At 43.9% G+C, this 22,230-nt stretch carries 17 protein-coding genes, 1 riboswitch and 1 other annotated feature; of the genes, 9 read left to right on the top strand and 8 right to left on the bottom strand.

The genetic code is table 11. From position 1 onward, the window contains the following. The first annotated feature begins 344 nt into the window (after window positions 1-344). Complete coding sequence (locus AWV70_RS00090) at window positions 345-1,733, top strand: alanine/glycine:cation symporter family protein (RefSeq protein WP_153009865.1); 1,389 nt, start codon at window positions 345-347, stop codon at window positions 1,731-1,733. Window positions 1,734-1,887: 154 nt separating this feature from the next. Then, the gene (locus tag AWV70_RS00085) at window positions 1,888-3,993 is read left to right on the top strand and encodes a methyl-accepting chemotaxis protein (RefSeq protein ID WP_060203050.1); all 2,106 of its coding nucleotides are present in this window, start codon (window positions 1,888-1,890) and stop codon (window positions 3,991-3,993) included. Window positions 3,994-4,083: 90 nt separating this feature from the next. Here AWV70_RS00085 and argS read toward each other — a convergent pair whose 3' ends face one another. After that, window positions 4,084-5,748, bottom strand: a complete 1,665-nt coding sequence (gene argS, locus AWV70_RS00080; RefSeq protein WP_060203048.1) for an arginine--tRNA ligase — start codon at window positions 5,746-5,748, stop codon at window positions 4,084-4,086. 47 nt (window positions 5,749-5,795) lie between these two features. Further along, window positions 5,796-6,012: a binding site (T-box leader), on the bottom strand. Window positions 6,013-6,109: 97 nt separating this feature from the next. Between argS and AWV70_RS00075 the strand changes: the two genes are divergently transcribed. Continuing rightward, a complete protein-coding gene (locus AWV70_RS00075; protein WP_060203045.1) occupies window positions 6,110-7,198 on the top strand; it encodes a DUF3221 domain-containing protein in 1,089 nt (362 codons plus the stop codon). 495 nt (window positions 7,199-7,693) lie between these two features. Beyond that, window positions 7,694-8,944, top strand: coding sequence for an erythromycin esterase family protein (locus AWV70_RS00070; RefSeq protein WP_082713392.1), 1,251 nt, complete (start codon window positions 7,694-7,696; stop codon window positions 8,942-8,944). A gap of 46 nt (window positions 8,945-8,990) precedes the next feature. Here the strand turns inward: AWV70_RS00070 and AWV70_RS00065 are convergent, their stop codons facing one another. The 5 genes from AWV70_RS00065 to AWV70_RS00045 all read right to left on the bottom strand — a co-directional run bounded on the left by AWV70_RS00065 (window position 8,991) and on the right by AWV70_RS00045 (window position 13,480). After that, window positions 8,991-9,725, bottom strand: a complete 735-nt coding sequence (locus AWV70_RS00065) for an ABC transporter permease (protein ID WP_060203043.1) — start codon at window positions 9,723-9,725, stop codon at window positions 8,991-8,993. Beyond that, window positions 9,726-10,436 carry an ABC transporter permease gene (locus tag AWV70_RS00060; RefSeq protein ID WP_060203041.1) on the bottom strand — a complete coding sequence of 237 codons (711 nt, stop codon included), beginning with the start codon at window positions 10,434-10,436 and terminating at the stop codon, window positions 9,726-9,728. Next, a complete protein-coding gene (locus AWV70_RS00055) occupies window positions 10,436-11,344 on the bottom strand; it encodes an ABC transporter ATP-binding protein (RefSeq protein WP_060203039.1) in 909 nt (302 codons plus the stop codon). The genes AWV70_RS00060 and AWV70_RS00055 overlap by 1 nt, the downstream gene beginning before the upstream one ends. Window positions 11,345-11,471: 127 nt before the next feature. Further along, on the bottom strand, window positions 11,472-12,815 hold the full coding sequence (locus AWV70_RS00050; RefSeq protein WP_060203036.1) for a sensor histidine kinase: 1,344 nt from the start codon (window positions 12,813-12,815) through the stop codon (window positions 11,472-11,474). Then, entirely contained in the window at window positions 12,812-13,480 is a 669-nt protein-coding gene (locus AWV70_RS00045; protein ID WP_060203034.1) for a response regulator transcription factor, read from the bottom strand. Before AWV70_RS00045 ends, AWV70_RS00050 begins: the two co-directional genes overlap by 4 nt. Window positions 13,481-13,630: 150 nt before the next feature. Continuing rightward, window positions 13,631-13,811: riboswitch (cobalamin riboswitch) on the top strand. A 164-nt stretch (window positions 13,812-13,975) separates the two neighbouring features. Here AWV70_RS00045 and AWV70_RS00040 point away from each other — a divergent pair. The 3 genes from AWV70_RS00040 to AWV70_RS00030 are packed head-to-tail and all read left to right on the top strand — an operon-like array spanning window position 13,976 to window position 17,630. Continuing rightward, complete coding sequence (locus AWV70_RS00040) at window positions 13,976-16,189, top strand: ribonucleoside-diphosphate reductase subunit alpha (RefSeq protein ID WP_060203032.1); 2,214 nt, start codon at window positions 13,976-13,978, stop codon at window positions 16,187-16,189. Continuing rightward, on the top strand, window positions 16,174-16,623 hold the full coding sequence (locus tag AWV70_RS00035) for a flavodoxin (RefSeq protein WP_060203030.1): 450 nt from the start codon (window positions 16,174-16,176) through the stop codon (window positions 16,621-16,623). Before AWV70_RS00040 ends, AWV70_RS00035 begins: the two co-directional genes overlap by 16 nt. Then, window positions 16,569-17,630 (top strand): ribonucleotide-diphosphate reductase subunit beta, encoded by a 1,062-nt coding sequence (locus AWV70_RS00030; RefSeq protein ID WP_060203028.1) that lies wholly within the window; start codon window positions 16,569-16,571, stop codon window positions 17,628-17,630. The genes AWV70_RS00035 and AWV70_RS00030 overlap by 55 nt, the downstream gene beginning before the upstream one ends. A gap of 105 nt (window positions 17,631-17,735) precedes the next feature. On the opposite strand, the gene AWV70_RS00025 is transcribed toward AWV70_RS00030, so the two are convergent. Both AWV70_RS00025 and AWV70_RS00020 read right to left on the bottom strand, forming a co-directional pair. Beyond that, window positions 17,736-19,424: a sensor histidine kinase gene (locus AWV70_RS00025; protein ID WP_060203026.1), complete on the bottom strand. Its 1,689-nt coding sequence runs from the start codon at window positions 19,422-19,424 to the stop codon at window positions 17,736-17,738. After that, window positions 19,425-20,126 (bottom strand): response regulator transcription factor, encoded by a 702-nt coding sequence (locus tag AWV70_RS00020; protein ID WP_060203024.1) that lies wholly within the window; start codon window positions 20,124-20,126, stop codon window positions 19,425-19,427. It abuts the gene before it with no gap. 92 nt (window positions 20,127-20,218) lie between these two features. Here AWV70_RS00020 and AWV70_RS00015 point away from each other — a divergent pair, with 92 nt between their 5' ends. Beyond that, window positions 20,219-20,908, top strand: a complete 690-nt coding sequence (locus AWV70_RS00015) for an ABC transporter permease (protein WP_060203022.1) — start codon at window positions 20,219-20,221, stop codon at window positions 20,906-20,908. Next, window positions 20,908-21,819, top strand: a complete 912-nt coding sequence (locus AWV70_RS00010; RefSeq protein WP_060203020.1) for an ABC transporter ATP-binding protein — start codon at window positions 20,908-20,910, stop codon at window positions 21,817-21,819. The genes AWV70_RS00015 and AWV70_RS00010 overlap by 1 nt, the downstream gene beginning before the upstream one ends. Window positions 21,820-22,230 lie beyond the last annotated feature (411 nt).

The raw sequence follows: 22,230 nt of genomic DNA, 5'->3' as shown, positions 1-22,230 counted from the left end.
CGTAGGGCAATGGAACAAATTATAGACAAACGACAGTCACCCGGTCCGAATCGGTGGTAATGTCCCGAGCAGCGGTGGTAAACTCATCCGAATCGGTGATAACCAACATTCTCCGACGAGTTTCGGCGGTTTTTTAAAAAAATGGGTTGCAAAATGGCGTGTTGATGATAGAATAGTCAAATCGAAAAAAACTCCTGAAGCGGCGGCACTAAAATTGGTCGCCAGCTTCTAGACCGTTTGAGTCCATGTTGGCTCAGCGGTTTTTTCTATTTGAAATGTGAGTTTTTTGCGTGGCAGGGTATGGATAGTAAGTAAGTTACTATGATTGAGAAGGAGTGGTAGGGTTGGCCGCATTGGAATGGCTCGTCGGACCGGCGAATGATTTTATTTGGACGTACATATTAATTGGTCTTTTGCTTGTTATTGGCCTTTATTTTACCTTTCGCACGAAATTTGTCCAAATCCGTCTTTTCGGGGAGATGTTCCGTCTCATCGTTGAGAAGAAGGGAAGCGACCATGGCATTTCGGCGTTCCAGGCGTTTACGATCAGTGCGGCTTCCAGGGTTGGAACTGGGAACGTAACTGGTGTTGCATTGGCGATCGGAATCGGCGGACCGGGTGCCGTTTTCTGGATGTGGGTGATTGCCGTCATCGGGATGGCGACGGCGTTCGTGGAAAGCACGCTTGCGCAAGTGTATAAAGTGCGCGACGGGGATGCATTCCGCGGAGGGCCGGCGTATTACATGGAGAAGGCGCTAGGCCTTCGGAAGCTAGGTATCGTTTTCGCGATTCTCCTAACGATGTGTTTTGGTTTCATTTTCAACTCGGTGCAATCGAACACGATCAGTCAATCGTTCAATGACGTGTTCAATATTCCGTATTGGGCTGTCGGCTTGCTGCTTGTCATTTTGACGGCGATTATCATCTTCGGCGGAGTGCAACGGATTGTAAAAGTGACGCAGGCGATTGTTCCGATCATGGCAACCTTTTATATTCTAATTGCATTGTTTGTCGTTTTCATTAATATTTCGGAAGTTCCTGCGATGATTGCATTGATTTTCGAGCATGCTTTCGGCATTAAAGAAATGGCCGGCGGCGGAGTCGGAGCTGCTATGATGCAAGGGATCCGGCGTGGCTTATTCTCGAATGAGGCAGGGATGGGAAGTGTGCCGAACGCGGCGGCGACGGCGAATGTCTCGCATCCTGCGAAGCAAGGGCTTGTCCAAAGTCTTGGCGTATTTTTCGATACGATTATCATTTGTTCGGCGACCGCTTTCATTATCATTCTTGCAGGTCTATACGACAAAGGGGAAGAGAGCGGCATATTGCTAACGCAAGCTTCGATGGCCGTTCATGTTGGTTCTTGGGCGCCTTACTTCGTGGCGGTGGCAATCATGTTCTTCGCCTTCAGCTCGATTGTCGGGAATTACTATTACGGAGAAACGAATATCGAATTCATCAACGCGCATAAGACGTGGATGACACTTTACCGAATTGTAGTTTTGGGCATGGTCATGTTCGGTGCTCTCGCGAAAGTCGAGGTTGTTTGGAGTATGGCGGACCTGTTCATGGGTCTTATGGCAATCATTAACCTCCTCGTCATCCTTCTTCTTGGGAACATCGCTTTCCGTGTGCTGGATGATTTTACGAGACAGCGGAAGGAAGGGAAGAATCCGGTTTACAAAGCAGAACCAGGATTGAAGGGTGCTGACTGTTGGAAGGATGAAAAATAATGTAAAGGCGATGGCATTGTCCGTGTTGGCAAGCCGTCGTTTTTATGTTCGTTTTTTGAAATATGAAACTTTAGTTTAGTATTAAGTAGGTATATTTAATTATAGGTAAGTTTGCTATAATTCTATCATTATAGTACTGCAGGAGGTATTGTTGGTGAAGAAACATAGGAGTATCACTTGGAAGCTGTCTGCGTTGATTATCGGGCTGTTTTTATTGCTGTTCATTGCCTATACGGCAACGACAAGTACGATTTTATATGGACAAACCGTGTCGGATGCTGAAAAGTATGCGATAGAAGATACACAGTTGAATGCCGTGAAAATAAGTAATCGATTCGGGAAAACGAACGAAATGCTGCATACTACGAAATATATGTTCGAAACACTTCAGGCGCAGGGGAAGCTAACAACTGATGAGATTATCAGTGTCGTTACTAATATTCTAAAAAAGAACCCCGATGCAATAGGTATGGCCGCCATCTTCGAGGATGGTTTTATTCCACTGGATGAGCAGGCGAATAAAGAGTTAGTGGATTCATCCAATCGATTTATCCCTTATTTTTACAAAGAAGGCGACAGTATCGATCTAAGAGGGCTTGTGGGTTACGATGTCCAGGGAGATGGGGATTGGTATGCGATTCCGAAAAGCGAAAAGCGGGCTCATCTGACTGAACCTCACGTATATGATGCAGGTGGCGGAAATTCAATATTAATGACAACGATGGCTGTTCCGCTCATGACTGAGTCGGGCGAGATTTTTGGTGTGTTAGCAGCAGATCTATCTATCGACTTCCTCAATGATTTGGTGACATCCATTCAACCGGAAGGCGGATATTCCTCGATTATAACGGAGGCCGGAATTTTGACGGCGAATAGTTTGAAACAGGAAATGATCGGGATAGATATGAGAGATTCGATGGATTGGGAAAGTATGAAAGTGCAATTGCATCGTGGAGAGGTCGGCACATTTTACGAGGACTCCCAAACTTTGAATGAGAAGACCTTCAATACTTTCGCGCCAATCATGCTGGATAATATAGATGATGTATGGACTGTGCAAACCGTATTGCCACGGTCTACAATTCTTGCCACTTTCAATAAGATTTTATTGGTAACAGTGATTTCAGCGATTATAATTGTTGTGCTCATGGCAGGGGCGACATCAGGATTTATCTTCAAACAGCTGAAACCACTTTCTTATTTACAGCGTTCCATTGAAACAGCAGCGACTGGCGACATAACGCAATACGTTGACGAGAAATATATCCGCAACGATGAAATCGGCGCCGTCACGAACGCTTATAATCATATGCTGCGCCAAACGAACGAAGCGATGAGTGCAGTGCGCTCTTCTACAAATGAATTAAGTGAGTCTACTGCGCATGTCCACCACGCCTTTGAAGAAATTGTGGCATCCAGCGAGGAAGTGGCATTGGCGACAAATGAAATCGCGCAGGGAGCTTCCACTCAATCGGAAGACACGGAAGAAACGAGTAGCCGGATGACTGAATTAGCGGAGCAAATTACTACGCTTTCCAATCTGGCTAATAGCATGGACGCGTTATCTAAACAAACAGTTGCCTCTACGGAAAAAGGAATAATGGAAGTTCAAAGCTTGCGGGAACATAATGAAACAGCAAATGAGATGAATACGAGAGTCCAACAGCAAATGGATGCGCTCTCGACGAAAATTGCAGCAATCGATCAAGTAATCGCATCCATTCAAAGCATTACTGGACAGACGAATCTTCTTGCTTTGAATGCGAGCATTGAAGCGGCACGTGCCGGTGAACATGGCAAAGGGTTTGCCGTTGTCGCGGAGGAAGTGCGGAAGCTTGCGGAACAGTCAAGAGTTGAAACGGAAGTGATTCAACAGACTGTCCAAGAGATCATCACGGAATCCAAACAGACGTCCGCAGTGATTGAATCCAATCTTCAATTGATGGATGGACAAAACAAATCTGTCACAGGCACCGAGTCTTCCTTTATGGAAAACGCGGAACTGACAGAGCGGATGAGCGAGTCAATCAAAGAGTTGACGGCTGAATTATCCGAAATGCTGGAACACAAAGATCAAGTGATGACATCCATTCAAAGTGTGTCGGCCGTTTCAGAGGAGACAGCCGCATCTGCTGAACAAGTGAGCGCTTCGTCTATTACCCAGCAAAGCGAATTGGAACGGGTGGCCGATTCGACGACACGAATGAAAAATATCGCAAATGAATTGCAATTGATCGTTGAGAGATTTAAATTACTGTAAAGTGAAGCAATCGTCCCGCCATTTTGGTGGACGATTGCTTTTTTACGTTTGTTTTTTTAGGAGCCGATTTTTCGCTGCCGCCCTCCAATTTCACATTTCTTGTGGAGCTTTCATACCCAACAGTCTCATCGATTCCGTCAAGACGATTGTAACGCTTTCGATGAGTGCCGAGCGATAAGGTAAGCTAGCATGATCGGTCAACACTTGCACATTCCCGTAAAACGAGTTGAACGCTTGGGAGAGGTCGACCGCATACTTCGCAATAAGGGAAGGGTCCAATTCGTCGGCAGCCCGTTTGACAGTCTGCGGAAATTGTTCGAGCAGCTTGACCGTTTCCCATTCGTAATCGTTCACTTCGTTAATCGCGAACGTTTTGGAGACCTGCGCTTTGCGCAAAATCGAGTGTGCCCGCGCATTGGCGTATTGCACATACGGACCGGTTTCGCCTTCGACTTGCAGCATTGTCTCTAAGTTGAATTCGATATCATGCTTCCGGTGCTGCTTCAAGTCACTGAAGAGGATGGCGCCGACACCGACGGCTTCAGCGACTTCGGATTGATTGGCAAGTGTCGGGTTCTTCTCCTTGATGTTTTTTTGTGCAAGTTCAATTGCATCTTTCAATACTTCCTCAAGCAAGACAATCTTGCCTTTCCGCGTCGACATCTTCTTGCCGCCTTGCAAGATGAGCCCGAATGGCACATGTACGATGTCATTTGCCCAGTCATGCCCCATTTTGCCAAGCACTTGCTTCACTTGCGTAAAGTGGAGGCTTTGTTCATTTCCGACGACATAAATGGATTTGACGAAATCGTATGTTCGTTTCCGGTCGAGGGCAGCTGCCAAATCGCGTGTTGCGTACAATGTCGCGCCATCTGATTTCTTGATAAGACATGGAGGTATGCTTTCTTCCAACTCTACAACCATGGCGCCCTCCGATTCGACCAATAGGCCTTTGTCTTCGAGTTCCTGGACGACAGGTTCCATTTTGTCGTTGTAATAGGCTTCGCCGTTATACGAGTCGAAGGTAACCCCGAGTAGATCATAAATCCGTTGGAACTCCTTCAACGACTCGGTTTTGAACCATTCCCAAAGGGCAAGTGCATCGACATCTCCGTCTTCAAGGGCCTTGAATGCAGCGCGACCTTCATCGTTTAAAGAAGGATCGACCTCCGCTTCTTCGTGGAAACGGATGTAAAGTTTCAGCAAAGTTTCAATTGGTGCTTGACGGACATCCTTCTCGATGCCCCATTTCCGGTACGCGGTAAGCAACTTCCCGAATTGTGTGCCCCAATCACCGATGTAATTGATTTTCACGGGCTGGTAGCCATTTTTTTCAAGCAATAAAGAGATGGAATTCCCGATGACCGTTGAGCGAAGATGGCCCATGGAAAACGGCTTTGCAATGTTTGGAGATGATAAATCAATCGTCACGACACCGCTATTGCCTTCATTTGACGAACCGTAAGCGGCGGATTGATTCAAAATTTTATGCAAGAGATTGTCGGTAATTTCACCGCGATTTAGGAAAATATTCACATACCCATTGACGGCTTTCGCTTTACGGATGGAAGGATGTGTTAATGACCCCGCGATTTCTTCCGCGATAGTGACGGGCGATTTTCGTAAAACTTTTGCGAACGGAAAACAAGGCAAAGCAAAATCGCCTAACTTTGAATTTGCCGGCCGTTCCAACATATGCTCTTCCAATTGGATTGGGCTGACTGTTTGTAGAGCTTGCAAAATGTCCTTTTTCATGTGCACGAACCCCTTTTTACGTAAAATAAAAAGCCTTCAATCTCAATAAATGAGACGAAAGCTTGTTCCGCGGTACCACTCAAATTGCCTCTGTCATGTATGGATAGAGGCCCCTTTCTCCTAACGGCGAGACACCGGCTTCTCCTACTTCATTCAGAAAAGCATCTCCGAAGTGCGCTTCACGAATCCACTCCGCCAGGCTCACACCAACCCCGGCTCGCTACAGAAGTGATGACCCATTACTCTCTTCGTCATCGATATTGTAGTTGAATGTATCAAATCGGAGGAAGGGTGTCAATGGGTAATTGTCGTAACTTTAACACGATTCATCCGTCTAACTTCATAAGTGGGAGGTTTTGGAATGAAATATAAATTATTAAATTTGTTAGTTGCTGCTTTATTGTTAGGCGGATGCGGAACAGGTGAATCCACGCAAAATGGTGCGGTTGAAGATAGTGGATGGAAGACGTTGAAAAAGGTAAGTGGGCGCGAAATTATTGCGGAGTTGAAGCAAACAGTGGATCCGTCTCCTGAACGGGAGAAGGCGATCGAGGCGCTAGAAGATTACCCTGAATTTGGAGAGCCAACAACGGAATTGAAGGAGGATCTGGCGGTACAAGCGATTGAAGGGCCGGCTGCAATCGAGTCGGTGGAAGAGGTTTATGGGAATTTTGAAGAGGAGGGCATTCTTTTCTTTGAAAATCAACGGGATGGCGCGGAGCAATCAGGCATATGGATCGGCGTAAAAGAACCCGATGAGCGCGTTCAAAAGTTGCTTGATATGCTGCAGCCTAGAGTGGATGCCGGTGAAATTGTAGCGGAACCAATCTATATTTTCCGCAGTCCGCATACACAACAGGAATTGTATGACTTGCAGGAGGACGTCTTGGAAGTTTTGAAAGGGATGGAACACGGGCGAGCATCGTTTGGGTTATCTGCTAACACAGTGACAAGCGATATTGAAATCACCCATGATTTTCTGAAACCCGAGCAGCAAGAAGAGTTGAAGAAGCAATTTCCGGACCATACTTTCCATTTCACACAAGAGGGAAAAATGGTTGCGAAGCCAGAAGAATCGAGCATTATCTGGCCGGAAGAAACATTCACAGATTCTCCAGTTGAGGAAGGTGGCTTCATCCTGTCCATCGAGGAAAAGAGGATTCTTGTCGTGGGAGGAAGTGAGGATGCTACCTATTACAGTTTCCCTGAGGCGGGCGAGTTGAAAGTCGGGCAGCGTGTGAATGTGGAGGCGTCCGGAGGGATTTTAGAATCGTATCCTGCGCAAGGAAGTGCGAAGTTTGTGGAAGTATTGCCGGATTATAAGCCGATCGGCGCTGTGCTGTCGGAGTCGCAAGCTGTTGTGAAAGCGTTGGATGAGTTCGGAGGGAAGTCTCTTGACGCTCTAATGGTGATTAAAGACATCTCATATGATGTGGAAAAGAAGGTGTGAGTATTTAAGATTTTGCAAGGTAATGAAGAAGTGACATTTGAAGTTGTGGATCAATAGAAGTTTTAGGCAACCGTCTTTTGTGGATAGTTGTTTTTTGTGAAGAATGTTGGTCGAGTGGTGATAAACACTATTCGAGTGGTGATAACAGTCCGTTAAGTGGTGATAAACTCCTTCTAAGTGGTGATAAACTCCTTCTAAGTGGTGATAAACTCCTTCTAAGTGGTGATAAATTGCGTCTGAGTGGTGATAAACTTTTTCTGAACGGTCATAAACACTTTGGGGACTAAAAATCGCCTTGAAAAGTGCGATGGTTCATTGCGAAATACCTCAAATTGTTGTGAATCGGTGGTAAATTCGCGAGAGTCGGTGGTAAACACTCACAAGTCGGTGAAAAACCCGGGCAAGTCGGTGAAAACCATTTTGCACTGCAATGAAAACTCCCCCGGTTTCCATCCGGCCGCCATGGGTATGCTATCAACAGAGGAGGGGATTGATTTGTCGAAAAGATTAATGTCTGCTATACAAGAGCATGCTTTCCCGTTAGATGATCAAGCACTTGATACAGTACTAGACGCAATTGGGGATGCCCGAATTGTCCTGCTCGGTGAAGCGACACATGGGACTTCGGAATTTTACAAAACTCGCGCGGCATTATCCAAACGCCTCATTCAGGAAAAAGGTTTCACCAACATTGCGGTAGAAGGCGATTGGCCATCCGCCCAGGCGATCAATCGCTATGTGAAAGGGTTTGACGAAGAAGGGAAATCCGCTCGGCAATTGTTGAAACAATCCTTTAATCGCTGGCCGTCGTGGATGTGGGCGAATGAAGAAGTGGCAGAGCTCATCGAGTGGTTGAAAGGTGAAAATGACGGAAAGGACGCAGCTGATAAAACAGGATTTTACGGCATCGATATGTATAGCTTGTATGAATCGATCGATGAACTACTGCGATTTCTTAGAGAAAATCCTCAGTTTAAAGCCGATTTGGAGTTGGCGAAAAAGGCATTTTCCTGTTTCGAGCCGTATAATCGGATGCCGGAGCATTATGCGCTGTCGACCGCTCATTTCACGGATGAATGCATAAGCGAGGTCTCTAGTTTGCTGACGACGATCCGTAGTCACGAAGATCTTTATTCAAACGAGCAGGAGAAGGACTTGAATATGACGATGAATGCATTGGTTGCGAAAAACGCGGAATCGTATTATCGCGCCATGATGCATGACGATGCCATTTCGTGGAATATACGCGATTTGCATATGGTGGAGGCAATCGAAGAGATTTTGAACTACCATGGCGATGATGCAAAAATCATCATCTGGGAGCATAACACCCATGTCGGCGATGCGTCGGAAACATCGATGGCAGACCATAAAATGATCAACGTCGGTCAGCTTATCCGCGAAAAATATGGCAGGGAGGATACGTTTGCCATCGGCTTCGGCACGTATGAAGGAACCGTCATTGCCGGCGAAAGCTGGGGAGAGCCTTATGAAAGGATGGCTGTCCCTCCAGCCAAATTCAACTCATGGGAAGGGCAGATGCATGCGGCAAAAGCGGAGGATCAAGTAATTTTATTCACGGAAAAAAACCGTCATTTATTCAATGGATGGATCGGGCATCGTGCCATCGGGGTCGTCTATAACCCGGAGTTTGAAGCGTACGGGAACTATGTGTCATCAAGAGTCGGTAGCCGGTATGATGGATTTGTTTTTGTGTATCGGACGACTGCATTGATGCCGTTGTAAAACAGGCGCATGCGATGTAGTTTGCATGCGCCTATGCCATTATCCGTCAAATCTCCTTTCTCATGAAATACATAAATCCTGAGCAGAAAAACAGCAATAGACTTCCTAAAACTACGATGAACAGCGTCTCAAACGAAACATGTAATGCGCCAAAACTGTCAGTGGAATCTGGCATCATCATTAAAAAGGGCTGGGCCCAAGGATAGTATGGACCGAAACGTTCTGAATTTACGATAAGAATATTAGGGATCGTAAATATTACATTGATGGCCAAAGGCGCGGCGAAGCTCGACCAGGAAACGGAAGCGAATAATTGAAGTGCAATAAGTGGCAGACATGCAAGCCAACCGCCAATGACACTCGGAAGTATAACCTCCCAAGGAATCCCTGTTGAAAATCCTTTCATCCATCCGATAAACAGCAAGCCCGCAACAAATAGGATCTGTGTAAGCGCAATTAACAGGCTAACCATAAGGAACTTACCAATATACACATTCCTTCTTGAAACGGGCAGTGACAGCAATTGCTTCCAACCTCCGCTGCTATGCTCATATCTGCAAATAAAGCTTGAAAAAACGCCGGTTAACAAAGGCAGAAATAAAATGGAATGGCCGATTGTCATAACGCCTAGTGTTGAAACCCATTGGTATTCCTTAATATCAGAAGTAAAGTTGGCTTCCCCAAATCCAATTAACATCGAGAGAAGGGGACTTACAAAGACGAGCAGCCAAATGGTGGATTTTCGTAGCTTCAAAAATTCGGATCGTAAGTATTTCCACATTTATTTCACTTCCCTTCGTGAAAAATCTAGGATGCTTACCAAATATATAATGAATCCTAGTAAAATACCGGCTATTACTGAAAAGATCGGTTTGCCCCATTCATTCAGTAATAATGGCCATTTCCAAGGGACCCAATCAGGAAATGCAACGGCATACATCGAAATGATTGTTCCCAGAATCCCAACTGTTAAAGGGATGGCTTGGTTCTTCAATGTAATTGCGAGCCATATTTGCAATGCCAATATAGGCAATGCGGCGAGAAAAGGGTAGAAACACATTTTGAAGAGATGAACCAGTGGAATGGAAGTGCCGAATTTCAAAGCGAGACCGAGAATGATCGTGCCAACCATCAATAGGGAACAGGAAATAAGCAGAAGGATCACTGTCAGCAGGAATTTTGCTGAATACACCTTTGTTTTTGAAATCGGCAAGGCCAATAACTGCTTCCACGCATTTGTCTGGTGTTCAATGTTCGCAATCATCGAAGTGAGGATCGTCAACCCGATGAGTATTGTAGGTACGGATAACATCGAGACTTCCCCAATGAGCCCCTTCCACAAATCATCTTTGTAGACCCCTGTCAGCCAGTCATATCGCACTCCGAAATTGACTGCTTCCAATGCAATGACGCCAAATGGACCTAAAAAGACAAGAAAAAGGATCATTTTTCGTTTGATTTTTATCAATTCAGAGCCCAATAATCGCGCCATTACAACCCACCTTCTTTACCGGTCAATTCTAAGAAGATTTCTTCCAGCGATTTCTTTTCTTCTTCAACCCGATAGATGGAATACTCATTGTCAACTAGTGACTTAACAACCTTCGCTACTTTTTCGTCGGAACCGTTTTCAAGATAAATCGATTGTTGCGCTAAATCGGAAGTAATGCCATGTGACAATAGCATCTTCCAAGCGGATTCGCCTTCATTGACCGTTATCTTGATCTTGCTGGAAGCGCGTTCTCTTAGCTTGGAAATGGAATCTTGAAAGATCACCTTTGAAATAATCCCCACTTGCGTCGCCATTTGGTCAATTTCCGATAATAGATGGCTGGATACGACGATCGTAATGCCATGCTCTTTTGGCATGCTTTTAATGAGTTCGCGGATTTCAATAATGCCTGAAGGGTCAAGTCCATTTGTCGGCTCATCCAAAATAAGCAATTCCGGATTGCCAAGTAAGGCCGTTGCGATACCGAGCCGCTGTTTCATGCCAAGTGAAAACCCTTTTACCGGTCTTTTCGCATCCTTTGTAAGACGGACGATTGATAATACTTCGTCAATCCTTGATTTTGGCGCATCCAATAAGATTCGCACTGCTTCTAAGTTTTCATAGGCCGTCAAATGCCCATAGTAAGACGGGTATTCAACAAGGGAACCGACTTTTTTTAGAATGGAGATCTTGTCCTTTTTAATATCTTCCCCGAAGATTTGGATGGATCCTTTTGTTGGCCGAGCCAATCCCAATAGCATTCTGATCGTCGTCGTTTTACCTGCTCCATTTGGTCCCAAAAAACCATAAATCTCTCCTCTCTTCACTTGCAAATCTACATGATTGACAACACGCTTTGAACCAAACTTTTTCGTCAGCTTATTTGTTTTAATGATCAAATCACTCATTTTCCTTCACCTCAATCCCATCTTATCTAGAGAAGGTTAAAACGAAGGGGTGATGAAGTTTAAGATTCGTTTAAAAAACAAAGGCTGTTGCAACATCTAGATCGATGCACAACAGCCTTCAACTTCATCATTGGAATAGTTTAATCCTTGTTCCGCGTTCATCGGTATGAATTTCCCAATTCACCTGCATTTCATTCAGCATGAGCGAAACGATTGAAAGACCGACGCCGACACCTTTTTGGTGAGAAGGAGCTTCCATTCCCGGTCCGTGATCTTGAATATAGATTGCGCCATCTTCAAAACGGACGGCTACAAACTTGCCGCTCTTCGCATGACGATAAATATTTTGAAATAAATTATCGAGGATTCGATTCATCCACTGCGGGTCAATATCCCATATGACCTGTCCCTCAGGAATATCCAATACAATATCAAATTGATGGTTTTCAAACAATGGGTACCATGCCGCGAAAGAGGTGCGAATGAGACGGACGATATCCGTTTTTTCTTTTTTATAAGGATATTTCCCAGTTGTCAATAACGTATACGATAAGAGGTTATCGATTAGTTCACCCATGTAATTTATTTTTTCATCAATAAAATCTAGGGAATCTCTCCCCTTCGTACTGAGTGGTTCTTTTTGTAAACGATACGCATGAGCCCGGATTGTCGTCAATGGCGTCCGCAAATCATGCGATAGATTAGCAATAAGATCTTTTCGAAGTTCTTCTTCTTCCATTTCACGAAGTCTTCCTGATTCCAATTCCTTCACCATCCCGTTGAAGGATTGCTCAAGACGTCCGATTTCATCTTCCCGGCTCACTTCGACAGGTGCGGGGATGCCGCTTGCTTCAGAGGTAGTCATTGCTTCCTGTAAATGAAGCAGTCTTTTGCGGATTCGATAGAAAAAGAGTGTACATATTAAAATGAACAAGCCAAAGACGAGCAAAAGTGTGATCGGAAATAAATAATTATACTTTGCTCTTAATTTATCACTCGGGTTTTCCATATCTGAACGTGGAAGTTGCAACACCATGAAGCCTTCATTGTCATGATCGCCAATAAAAGCAATCACAGTGAAGGGATCTACTGTAAATCCGCGGTTTTTCTTTACGAAATCGATCGCATAAGATGCTGTCCATGTGTCCGGAACTGATAGGGATTCAGGGAATCTATCACGTGTTTTTCCGGATGCATCGACCCAATATAACGAAGCATCTGTGTATAGCTGTTTGAGTTCAACTAGTTTCGCCCGGATTTCATCATCCGAAGCCCCCGTCAGCCCTTTTGCCGTTTTGTGCCACATCGTCTCCAAGTCAGTGCCGTTATAATACCGTGGAGATTCTTCGACGGAATATAGTGTGTTATAGAAAATGATCGATAATGTAGGGATGGCAATCGGAATAATCATCGTCGCGGTGATGAGTAATAACAAATACTGTGCCAATAGAGAATTTCGTAGTTTTTTCATTGCTTCACCCGATAACCGATTCCTCTAATTGTTTCGATGATAGTAGGTGTGCTCGGGTCTATTTCGATTTTTTCCCGTAAATGGCGTATGTGGACCATCAAGGTTTTATCTCCGTCCATATAGGGCTCTTCCCAGACACCTTCATACAGCTGCTCTTTCGTTAAAATCTGATTTGGGTGGCGTACTAAATACATAAAGATCTGATGCTGTTTTGCGGTTAATAGTATCTCATTTCCATCACTTGAAACAATTCGATTTTCCACCATATGAATTGTCAGATGACCTATTTGGATGGCATCATGCACTGCGCGTCGATGTCTTCTGAGCAATACTTCAATTCGTGCAGCTAGTTCTTCGGGATGAAAAGGCTTTGTTACATAATCATCTGCAAACTGCAACCCCTCCAATTTGTCTTCAACGGATGTACGGGCAGATAACATCAGAATTGGTATGTCAGGATGATTGCGCTTAATCCGTTGGCCTACTGTAAATCCATCCAGGCCGGGAAGCATCACATCTAAAATCACGATATCCGCTTCGCCGATCACCTCACCAACACGGTTGCCGGAAGTGAGCCATCGCACTTTGTATCCGCGTTGCTCCAAATCCTCATTGACGATCTGTCCAATTTCTACATCATCTTCAACATATAAAATATTTTTCACAAGAAGCCCTCCACCCTTACTCAAACCTTTCTATTCATCAATTTTCAGCCATACAGAAAAAACTGTCAATTAAAAGAAGAGCTTCTTTTTTCCTATTTACGATTAAACCACAACATGTTAGGGTAGTAAATGTACATAACACACAATATATAGTATCGAACGATGAAATGGTGCCGTTATCGGTTTAAAAGGGAATCCGCAAATCGGAGCTGTCCCCGCAACTGTAAACGCAGACGACCGTCTCAATATCCACTGCAGCTCGAAGCCGCGGGAAGGGGAGATGGAAGGAGGAAGCGTTAGCCAGTAGACCTGCCATCCATCGTCAAGCGACACTTTCTTCGGGGGTTGAGAGGTGGAGGCGAACGGGTAATTTTGCTTTCATTTTTCAGGCGGTCCCGATCTGTTTCCAAATCAAAATCCATGAGCGATGACTCTACCGAAGAGGTGGAATCATCGCTTTTTTCATTGCGAAGCTAACTAAAGGAGATGGGTTGAATGACAATCATTACGGAAAGAACAGACATTATGGACGAGCTGCAAGCTGAATTTGGTGCGGACAAGCTCCATCCACTCGTAGAAGCGAGCGTGCGTTGGAAGGAGCGGCATCCTGAAGGGAATGCATCCGATTGGTCGAAGGCGATGATTTTGGAGGCACTCAGTCATATTGACGAAGCATCTGCCTACTGGACATTCGTTGCTGCGCGGATTTATTTGCAGGAGGTTTATTCCTACCAGGAACAGTTGAGGGGCGCAAAAGTATATACGGATTTTGCCGACAATGTTGAGCGGCTTGTCGAGAAAGGCTTGTATACTTCCGTTTTGATTGAAAAATATGCGCGGGAAGACTTGGAAGAGCTCGGAACATTCATAGAGCCAGAGCGGGACAAGCTTTTCACGTATATTGGATTGAAAACGCTTGTGGATCGGTATGTTGCGGTTGATTTCAATAAAGATCCTGTAGAATTGCCGCAGGAACGTTGGCTCATCATTGCGATGACGCTTATGCAAAATGAAACAGAAAATCGTCTCGGTAAAGTGGCGGAAGCGTACTGGGCGATGAGTAATTTGTATATGACCGTAGCAACGCCGACGCTTTCGAACGCGGGCAAACCACATGGTCAGTTGTCCAGCTGTTTCATTGACACAGTCGATGATTCGCTGCAAGGGATTTATGACAGCAATACCGATATTGCGAATCTATCTAAATATGGTGGCGGCATCGGAGTTTATATGGGCAAGGTCCGTTCTCGCGGCTCGTCCATCCGAGGCTTCAAAGGAGCGTCTAGCGGCGTTCTTCCGTGGATCAAGCAGCTTAACAACACGGCCGTCAGCGTTGATCAGCTTGGCCAACGTCAAGGAGCGATCGCGGTTTATCTCGATGTATGGCATAAAGATATTTTCACGTTCCTTGACCTTAAGCTGAACAATGGCGATGATCGCTTGCGTGCACATGATATTTTCACAGGCGTCTGCCTGCCGGATCTATTCATGGAGCAAGTCGAGGCCCGTGGTGACTGGCATTTATTCGACCCGCATGAAGTGCGCACAGTTATGGGTTATTCGCTAGAAGATTATTACGATGAAACGAAGGGGGCAGGTTCGTTCCGTGAGAAGTATGAGGAATGTGTCAATCACCCTGAATTGACGAAGGAAACAGTCCCGGCGATTGAAATTATGAAGCGCGTCATGCGGAGCCAACTCGAAACGGGGACGCCATTCATGTTTTACCGTGACGAAGTGAACCGGACGAACCCGAATAAGCATGTAGGTATGGTGTATTCGAGTAATCTCTGTACAGAAATCATGCAAAATATGAGTCCGACAGAGTTTGAATCTGTCACGCTCGAAGACGATATCGTCGTGACGCGTTCGAAACCAGGTGATTTTGTCGTCTGTAACTTGTCGTCCGTCAATCTTGGACGTGCCGTTCCCGCAGATGTATTGGATCGCCTTATCACGATTCAAGTGCGCATGCTCGACAACGTCATTGATTTGAATAAAATACCGGTCGTCCAGGCACAACGGACGAATGCACGCTACCGAGGTATCGGGCTCGGGACATTCGGATGGCACCATCTGCTTGCTTTGAAAAACATCCAATGGGAATCGGACGAAGCGGTCAATTATGCAGATGAACTGTATGAAAGAATTGCCTATTTGACGACCAAGGCTTCGATGGAATTGGCGACTGAAAAAGGTACGTATCCTTTATTCGAAGGATCAGATTGGCAAAACGGGGCTTATTTCGAGAAACGTGGATACGAATCGAAGGAATGGAATGAACTGCGTATCGATGTGGCGACAAACGGTATTCGAAACGGCTATTTAATGGCAGTCGCGCCGAATAGCTCGACATCGGTCATTGCGGGGTCAACGGCTTCCATCGACCCCATTTTCAAAGCGTTCTATCATGAGGAGAAGAAAGACTACAAGTTGCCGGTCATAGCGCCTGATCTTGATCATAATACTTACGATGTCTACCGACGCTCTGCGTACATCGTAGACCAGCGCTGGTCCATTAAACAGAATGCGGCAAGGCAGCGCCATATTGACCAAGCGATTTCGTTCAATATATACGTGCCGAATAACATCCGCGCATCCGTTCTCCTCGATTTACATGTACAGGCATGGAAATCAGGCATGAAAACGACGTATTATACGAGATCGACAGCATCTGATATTGAGGAGTGCGAATGGTGTCATTCCTGATTGCGTATGCGTCATGGAGCGGAAATACGGAGGAAGTGGCGCAAATCGTGGAGGAGGCGCTGCTGTCGGAAGGAATGGACGTGACGGTGCATCGAATCGGGATCGGTCCGATGCCGAATCCGCGGCAGTTCGATGCGATGATCATCGGTTCATTTACATGGGACAAGGGCTCCACGCCTGACGAAGTGAAGGATTTCGTTGCGGATGTCGGTTACAAACCGAGGAATGTGTATGTCTTCGGAACGGGGGATACACAGTTTGGAGGGGACGATCTCTTTTGCCATGCCGCTGTTAAACTGGCACGGTTTTACGAATCTGCAATTGACCCTCTGAAAATCGAACAAAGCCCACGCGGCACCCAAGAGAAGAAAGTCATCGAATGGTCGAAAGGAGTTTTTCAACATTGGCAACACTTACACGCGTTAAAGTATTGAATCCAGCACAACCCAATAAATCAACAGCAATCTTCGGCGGGGAAGCGAGCGGAATTTTGAATTGGAATGACCTTGCCCACCCTCATTTCTACACATTGCGACAAAGGATTCGTTCTCTTTTTTGGACGGCGAATGAAGTCGATATGACGCAGGACGTAAAGCAATTTCCGAACTTATCGAAAGCGGAGCAGGAGGCTTTCCTCAAGATCATCGGATTGCTTGCGACATTGGACGGACCACAAACCGTCGTCGCGATGAAAATCGCGGACTTCGCAACCGATCCTTCGGTGAAATCAATCATGGCGACTATCGCCGATCAGGAAAGCGAGCATAATCACAGCTATGCATACGTTCTGTCTTCAGTCACGACACTCGACAAGCAGATGGCTTCATTTGAAATGGGCCGCACTGATGAAGTGCTCATGAAGAGGAACGAACGGATTGTCGACATTTACAATGAATTCGCTGAAAATCCGACGATAGAAACGGTGTTGAAAGCGATGGTGTACACGACTTTATTGGAAGGTTTATTTTTCTATAGCGGATTTGCATTCTTTTATAATCTCGCACGCCACCAAAAAATGGTTGGCACATCGACAATGATTTCCTACATCAATCGGGATGAATTGCAGCACGGGAAAGCGATCAGCGACATATTTCGCGCGGCGCTTGCTGAAAATCCTGCGTATAATACCGAAGCATTTACGGAATGGATTTATGATCAATTCCGCCACTCCGTTGAACAGGAAATCATTTGGAGTCGCTATGTGCTAGGAGATATTGACGGTATCGATCTCGATGAAATGGCAGGCTACGTCAAATATCGGTCGAATAAAATGCTGCGCATGCTCGGACTAAGTGAGATCTATCCGGAATTTACGGACAATCCAATGAAATGGATTCGCGCGTATGTCGACAATTTCGATGATACGAAAACGGATTTCTTCGAGCAGACATCGAGGCAATACGTGAAGACGAGTGACTTGAACGGGTTTGATGATTTGTAAGGAATCTTGACTCACCTGAAAGAATTCGGTTGGATGTAAAAAGACATAAAAAGGGGACACAATTCACATATGAACTAGTGTCTCCTTTTTTGTTTTATGATTTCCTTAAACCTCTGATTTGGAAATAAATTCAATACTATTTAAAGGCAGTCTAATGAAAATTGTAGTGCCTGTTCTAGAGGAATGAACATCAATTTCTCCTTCATGCGCTTCAACTAACTGTTTAGCGATACTCAACCCAAGCCCCGTACCTGAATCACCATCAGTAGTGTTCGTTCCACGGTAGTAACGTGTAAACAGATTTTCCATGACTTCTTTTGGAATTCCTTGACCTTGATCAATAACTTGAATAACCACAGTTTCCTTTTCCTGATGGAGTTTAACTGTAATTGGTGTTCCTTCTGGATTATATTTCATCGCATTTGCAATGATATTATCAAGTACTCGACCGAATCGATCTACGTCGAGCAAAACAGTTGCTGAACCTGACAAATCGTCAACATATTCAAGAGGCCAATCATTTTCCTCTAAATAGTTTTTCGTATATTTACTAAGATATACATTCTCAAAGTTCAACTCAATTGCATTATTTTTTAATTGGTAGGTGAGTGTTAAATCTTGAATTAATTTGTCCATATAATCTGCTTTTTGTTGAATCGTTCGACCGAAATTTCTTACTTCCTCTAGGCTCCATTCGTATTTCGAATCTAGCATAGAGGCATAGCCGAAAATGGAACTAAGCGGAGTTCGTAAGTCATGAGAAAGTCCCGTTATCCAATCCTCACGAAGTTGTTCCATTCGTTCAGCAAATCGTTTATTTTCTTTCAAAGTCGTTGTCAATGAAGTAAGAGACTTTTCAACATCATGATAGAATCTGTATTTTCGTTTGAATTGTCCTGACTTTTTGTCTTGGACTTTCCAATCTGTCGGACGTTCGTAGTTCCCTTTGCTTAACTGCTCGATCCATTTCAACATGTAGAAAAGTGGTTTTCCAAATCGCCGGCCTATCCAAAGAGAAATGACGAGAATAAGGAGAAGCATCGAGATATTGAAAACAATGAAACCGACCAATAATCTTATGAAAAATGCATTGAATTCTTCTGATTCAGGGAAATAATTCGGATTCTTGACACCTACTGCAACAGTCGTTCCGTCAGGTAATGGTTCGATTGAGACGGCAACCTTTTGTTCTGTTAGGTGCTGTTGAGTATGAAATAAAGAAAGTTGATTAGTTTCTATTGAAGGTGTCCCTATTTGTTCGACAATTTCCCCAGACTCATTAAATTGGACGAACCACGCTTCATTGGACTTTACTAGTTCTTTTCCATTTTCATTCATAACAGGGAAGGAAGGGTTCTCCATTAGCTGTTGAAGAATATTATCACTTACAGATTGTTCAACGAATAGTAATGAAGCATTTGAATCTAATGGCCACAAATAATAATGCTTATCGTCTACTAATTTCATCATTTGTTGAAACGAATAGGATGCCTGAACGAAAGATGGATGTATAGTGGAACTGAGTACTTCACCATCATGATTCATGACAAGAAGATAGCCACCACTTTTATGGGCAGCCTTCACTAAAGACTCTTCAATGAAATAATCCCCATTTTTCTGCATGTCGACTGAGGATTGAATAGTAGACAATTCAGTTTCTCGAATATCTGAATAAGGGAATGCGGTAACTATTTCAAAAAACGTATACACCAATACTGCAATCGACATCAAAAATAGCAGAGCATAGAAAAAGAAAAAATAGCAGATAAAACGGAATGTTATTTTACGAGCCATTTATTTCTTTTCTCCAGTCACTAGTTTATAACCAATACCACGTACCGTTTTTAAATACTCAGGTTTGCTAGGATCCTTCTCGATTTTTTCTCGTATTTTTCGTATATGCACCATAATCGTATTATCATCCATAAAACTGGAATCTCCCCAGACCCGTTCGTAAAGCTGGTCTTTAGAAAACACCTGCCCAGGATGCTCGCAAAATAATAGGAGCAAATGATATAGCTTATTCGTTAATGGAACAACTTCACCTTCTACGACTAATTCCGCGGCATTTGCATCTAACTGAAATCTACCAAATTCGTACACAGTTTTTTTATCAGTAGGGGAGTCTAAATAACGGTTAAGTTGAACTTTTGCTCGTGCTACTAATTCTAAAGGATTGAATGGTTTTGTTATGTAATCGTCAGCACCATGTATGAAGCCTCTTAGCTTATCTGCGTCAGACGTTTTCGCCGATAAGAAAAAGATCGGTGCTTTGGATATGCGGCGTATGATGGAGGCTAATTCATAGCCTGTTTTGTCTGGCAGCATTACATCGACGACATGTAAAGCATAGCGATTCTTGAAAAGTAAACTTTCCGCTTCAGCTGCAGAATAGCAAACATCTACATTGCTAAACCCTTCTTTGTTAAATATGATTTCAACCATGTCCGCAATCGATTGTTCATCATCTACAACGAGAATACGTGCTTGTTTCATTTGAACCTCCAAGAGTTAAGATACATTTAAGATTTGGTTAAGTTGGAAATAAGTTCTCTTTACTATACTACCAAATAGAGAGGTGGAGTCACATGTTATCAATTAGTAAACATGAATATTTACAGCTGCTGAAAAGTATCAAATCAATCTTAGTTATTCTTTTTTTACTTGGTGTAACGTATGGAGGCATACAGTTAACAGAACAATTTCAAGGTTTGCTTACGGAGTCGCCTACTGATGTGGATGCCATGTATGCAGTTGGAATTTCCTTTGCTGTCCTATCATTCGGTCCGTTGTTTGTTTTTTCACTATCCCATGATGTGTTTAATCGGGAGATTTCAGGGCGAATGATGCGGTTCCTTGTGACGAAAACGAAGAGAACGAATATCGTCCTTGGGAAGTTCGTGGGGATCTCCATGTTTTGGTTAAGCATTCTTGTAGGTGCGTTTGGTGTAATCTATATTTTTACTCAGTCGTTTGACGTGAAAGTGTTCTTTGAAACAGTATCTGTTGTTTCGGTTTTCATCGGCATGGCGTTCGTGCTATCCCTACTTGTCGCAAAACCGATGCTTTCGATGTTTTTAGGGGTCATCATCGGTATCGTGTATCCAGCCATCAGTGTTTGGTCAATCTTCAGTGATTCGTGGTATATCAAATGGTTCAGATTCTTATCTCCTTATTACTACATTTCCGAGGAATCGTATCTCTTCCTTGTGAACTTTGGATTAGCCGCTCTCATTGTGTTTGTTTCAACCGATCTTTTTAAAAGGAGGGATGTGTAATGAATGCCATTCAAACCGTCAATTTAACAAAACAATATGGAAATAGGGCAGTTGTGAAACGGATTGATTTAACAGTTGGCGAGGGTGAACTTTATGGATTTTTAGGGAGAAATGGAGCGGGAAAATCAACCTTCATTAATATGATGACAGGCATCATCCATCCTACTGAAGGTCAGGTCAAGCTACTTGACGCTTCAAATCGGGATGACATTTTATCTCAAATTGGTGTACTCCCTGATTACTCATCGTACTATGATCATTTGACTGCACGTCAGCATCTATCATATTTTTCATCGATTCAAGGATATAAACTGTCAAAAAATGATGTTGATGTAGCTCTTGAACAAGTTGGACTACTTGAACATGCGAATGGCAAAGTGGGTAAGTTTTCATTTGGGATGAAAAAGAAGCTTGGAATTGCACAAGCCATTGTGCATAAGCCGAAGCTAGTATTCCTTGATGAACCCACTTCCGGCGTAGACGCTGAATCTTCCATTCATATTCAACGATTACTTCAAAGACTGAATAATAATGGTATGACCATTTTCATGACATCTCACAACTTAGCTGAAGTGGAAAAGATTTGTTCATCGATCGCCATTATGCAAAGCGGAATTATTGCGGATGAAGGAACTCTTCATTCATTACAAAAGAAACACTCAGCACAAATGGAAGTAACGATGAAAGTATCGGACGATGCTACGACCTTACTAAATGCAATTCAACAACTAATAGGTTCGGTCGTTCACGAAGGACAAACATTAGCATTCCGTACGGATGATGAACAACGAATTGGGGATGTCGTTCGATTCTTAGTCCGAAATGGATTAACCGTTTATCGCATTGCAATCAACCAACCGTCACTTGAAGATATATTTTTGAAAACTCATAAAGGAGAACGAGAACAATGAAATCAATTCTTAGCTTTTTCTTCTATTTTATAGCGATTATTTTTATGTGTTATTTACTATACAATCAAATTCCAACACTATTTCAAACATCAGTAGAGTGGAAAGAATACTTGTGGTTTGTTATTCGAATCTTAGTCGTGATTACTTTCAGTGCAAATCTCATTAAGCTGTTAACTTCAAAGAATACTAAGAATGAAAATGAGCGTATTGTAAATTGAAATGAAAAAAGATGCTGTTTGTTTGAAAAACAGCATCCAGACTGTAGACAAACACCTTGAATTTTGGTGTTGCCTGCAGTCTTTTTCCTTTTAAAATAGAGATAAAGTTAGAAATGTTGATTTCCACTGCGATCGGACGCGTTCCGCGGGCACGGCTTCAGCCGCTTCCTTCGCTGCGCTCAGTCCAGGGTCT

It is taken from the genome of Sporosarcina koreensis, from assembly GCF_001531445.1.
Lineage (GTDB): Bacteria > Bacillota > Bacilli > Bacillales_A > Planococcaceae > Sporosarcina > Sporosarcina koreensis_C.
Note: the sequence above shows the minus strand (reverse complement) of the source record. Positions and strands in the feature narration are given on the sequence as shown.

Excerpts from the sequence above, each read along its gene's own strand:
- AWV70_RS00020 (WP_060203024.1), bottom strand. The coding sequence starts at position 20,126 with ATGAAACAAGCACGTATTCTCGTTGTAGATGATGAACAATCGATTGCG.
- AWV70_RS00050 (WP_060203036.1), bottom strand. The coding sequence starts at position 12,815 with ATGAAAAAACTACGAAATTCTCTATTGGCACAGTATTTGTTATTACTC.
- AWV70_RS00055 (WP_060203039.1), bottom strand. The coding sequence starts at position 11,344 with ATGAGTGATTTGATCATTAAAACAAATAAGCTGACGAAAAAGTTTGGT.
- AWV70_RS00025 (WP_060203026.1), bottom strand. The coding sequence starts at position 19,424 with ATGGCTCGTAAAATAACATTCCGTTTTATCTGCTATTTTTTCTTTTTC.
- argS (WP_060203048.1), bottom strand. The coding sequence starts at position 5,748 with ATGAAAAAGGACATTTTGCAAGCTCTACAAACAGTCAGCCCAATCCAA.
- AWV70_RS00060 (WP_060203041.1), bottom strand. The coding sequence starts at position 10,436 with ATGGCGCGATTATTGGGCTCTGAATTGATAAAAATCAAACGAAAAATG.
- AWV70_RS00015 (WP_060203022.1), top strand. The coding sequence starts at position 20,219 with ATGTTATCAATTAGTAAACATGAATATTTACAGCTGCTGAAAAGTATC.
- AWV70_RS00030 (WP_060203028.1), top strand. The coding sequence starts at position 16,569 with ATGGTCGAAAGGAGTTTTTCAACATTGGCAACACTTACACGCGTTAAA.
- AWV70_RS00035 (WP_060203030.1), top strand. The coding sequence starts at position 16,174 with ATGGTGTCATTCCTGATTGCGTATGCGTCATGGAGCGGAAATACGGAG.
- AWV70_RS00040 (WP_060203032.1), top strand. The coding sequence starts at position 13,976 with ATGACAATCATTACGGAAAGAACAGACATTATGGACGAGCTGCAAGCT.
- AWV70_RS00010 (WP_060203020.1), top strand. The coding sequence starts at position 20,908 with ATGAATGCCATTCAAACCGTCAATTTAACAAAACAATATGGAAATAGG.
- AWV70_RS00075 (WP_060203045.1), top strand. The coding sequence starts at position 6,110 with ATGAAATATAAATTATTAAATTTGTTAGTTGCTGCTTTATTGTTAGGC.
- AWV70_RS00065 (WP_060203043.1), bottom strand. The coding sequence starts at position 9,725 with ATGTGGAAATACTTACGATCCGAATTTTTGAAGCTACGAAAATCCACC.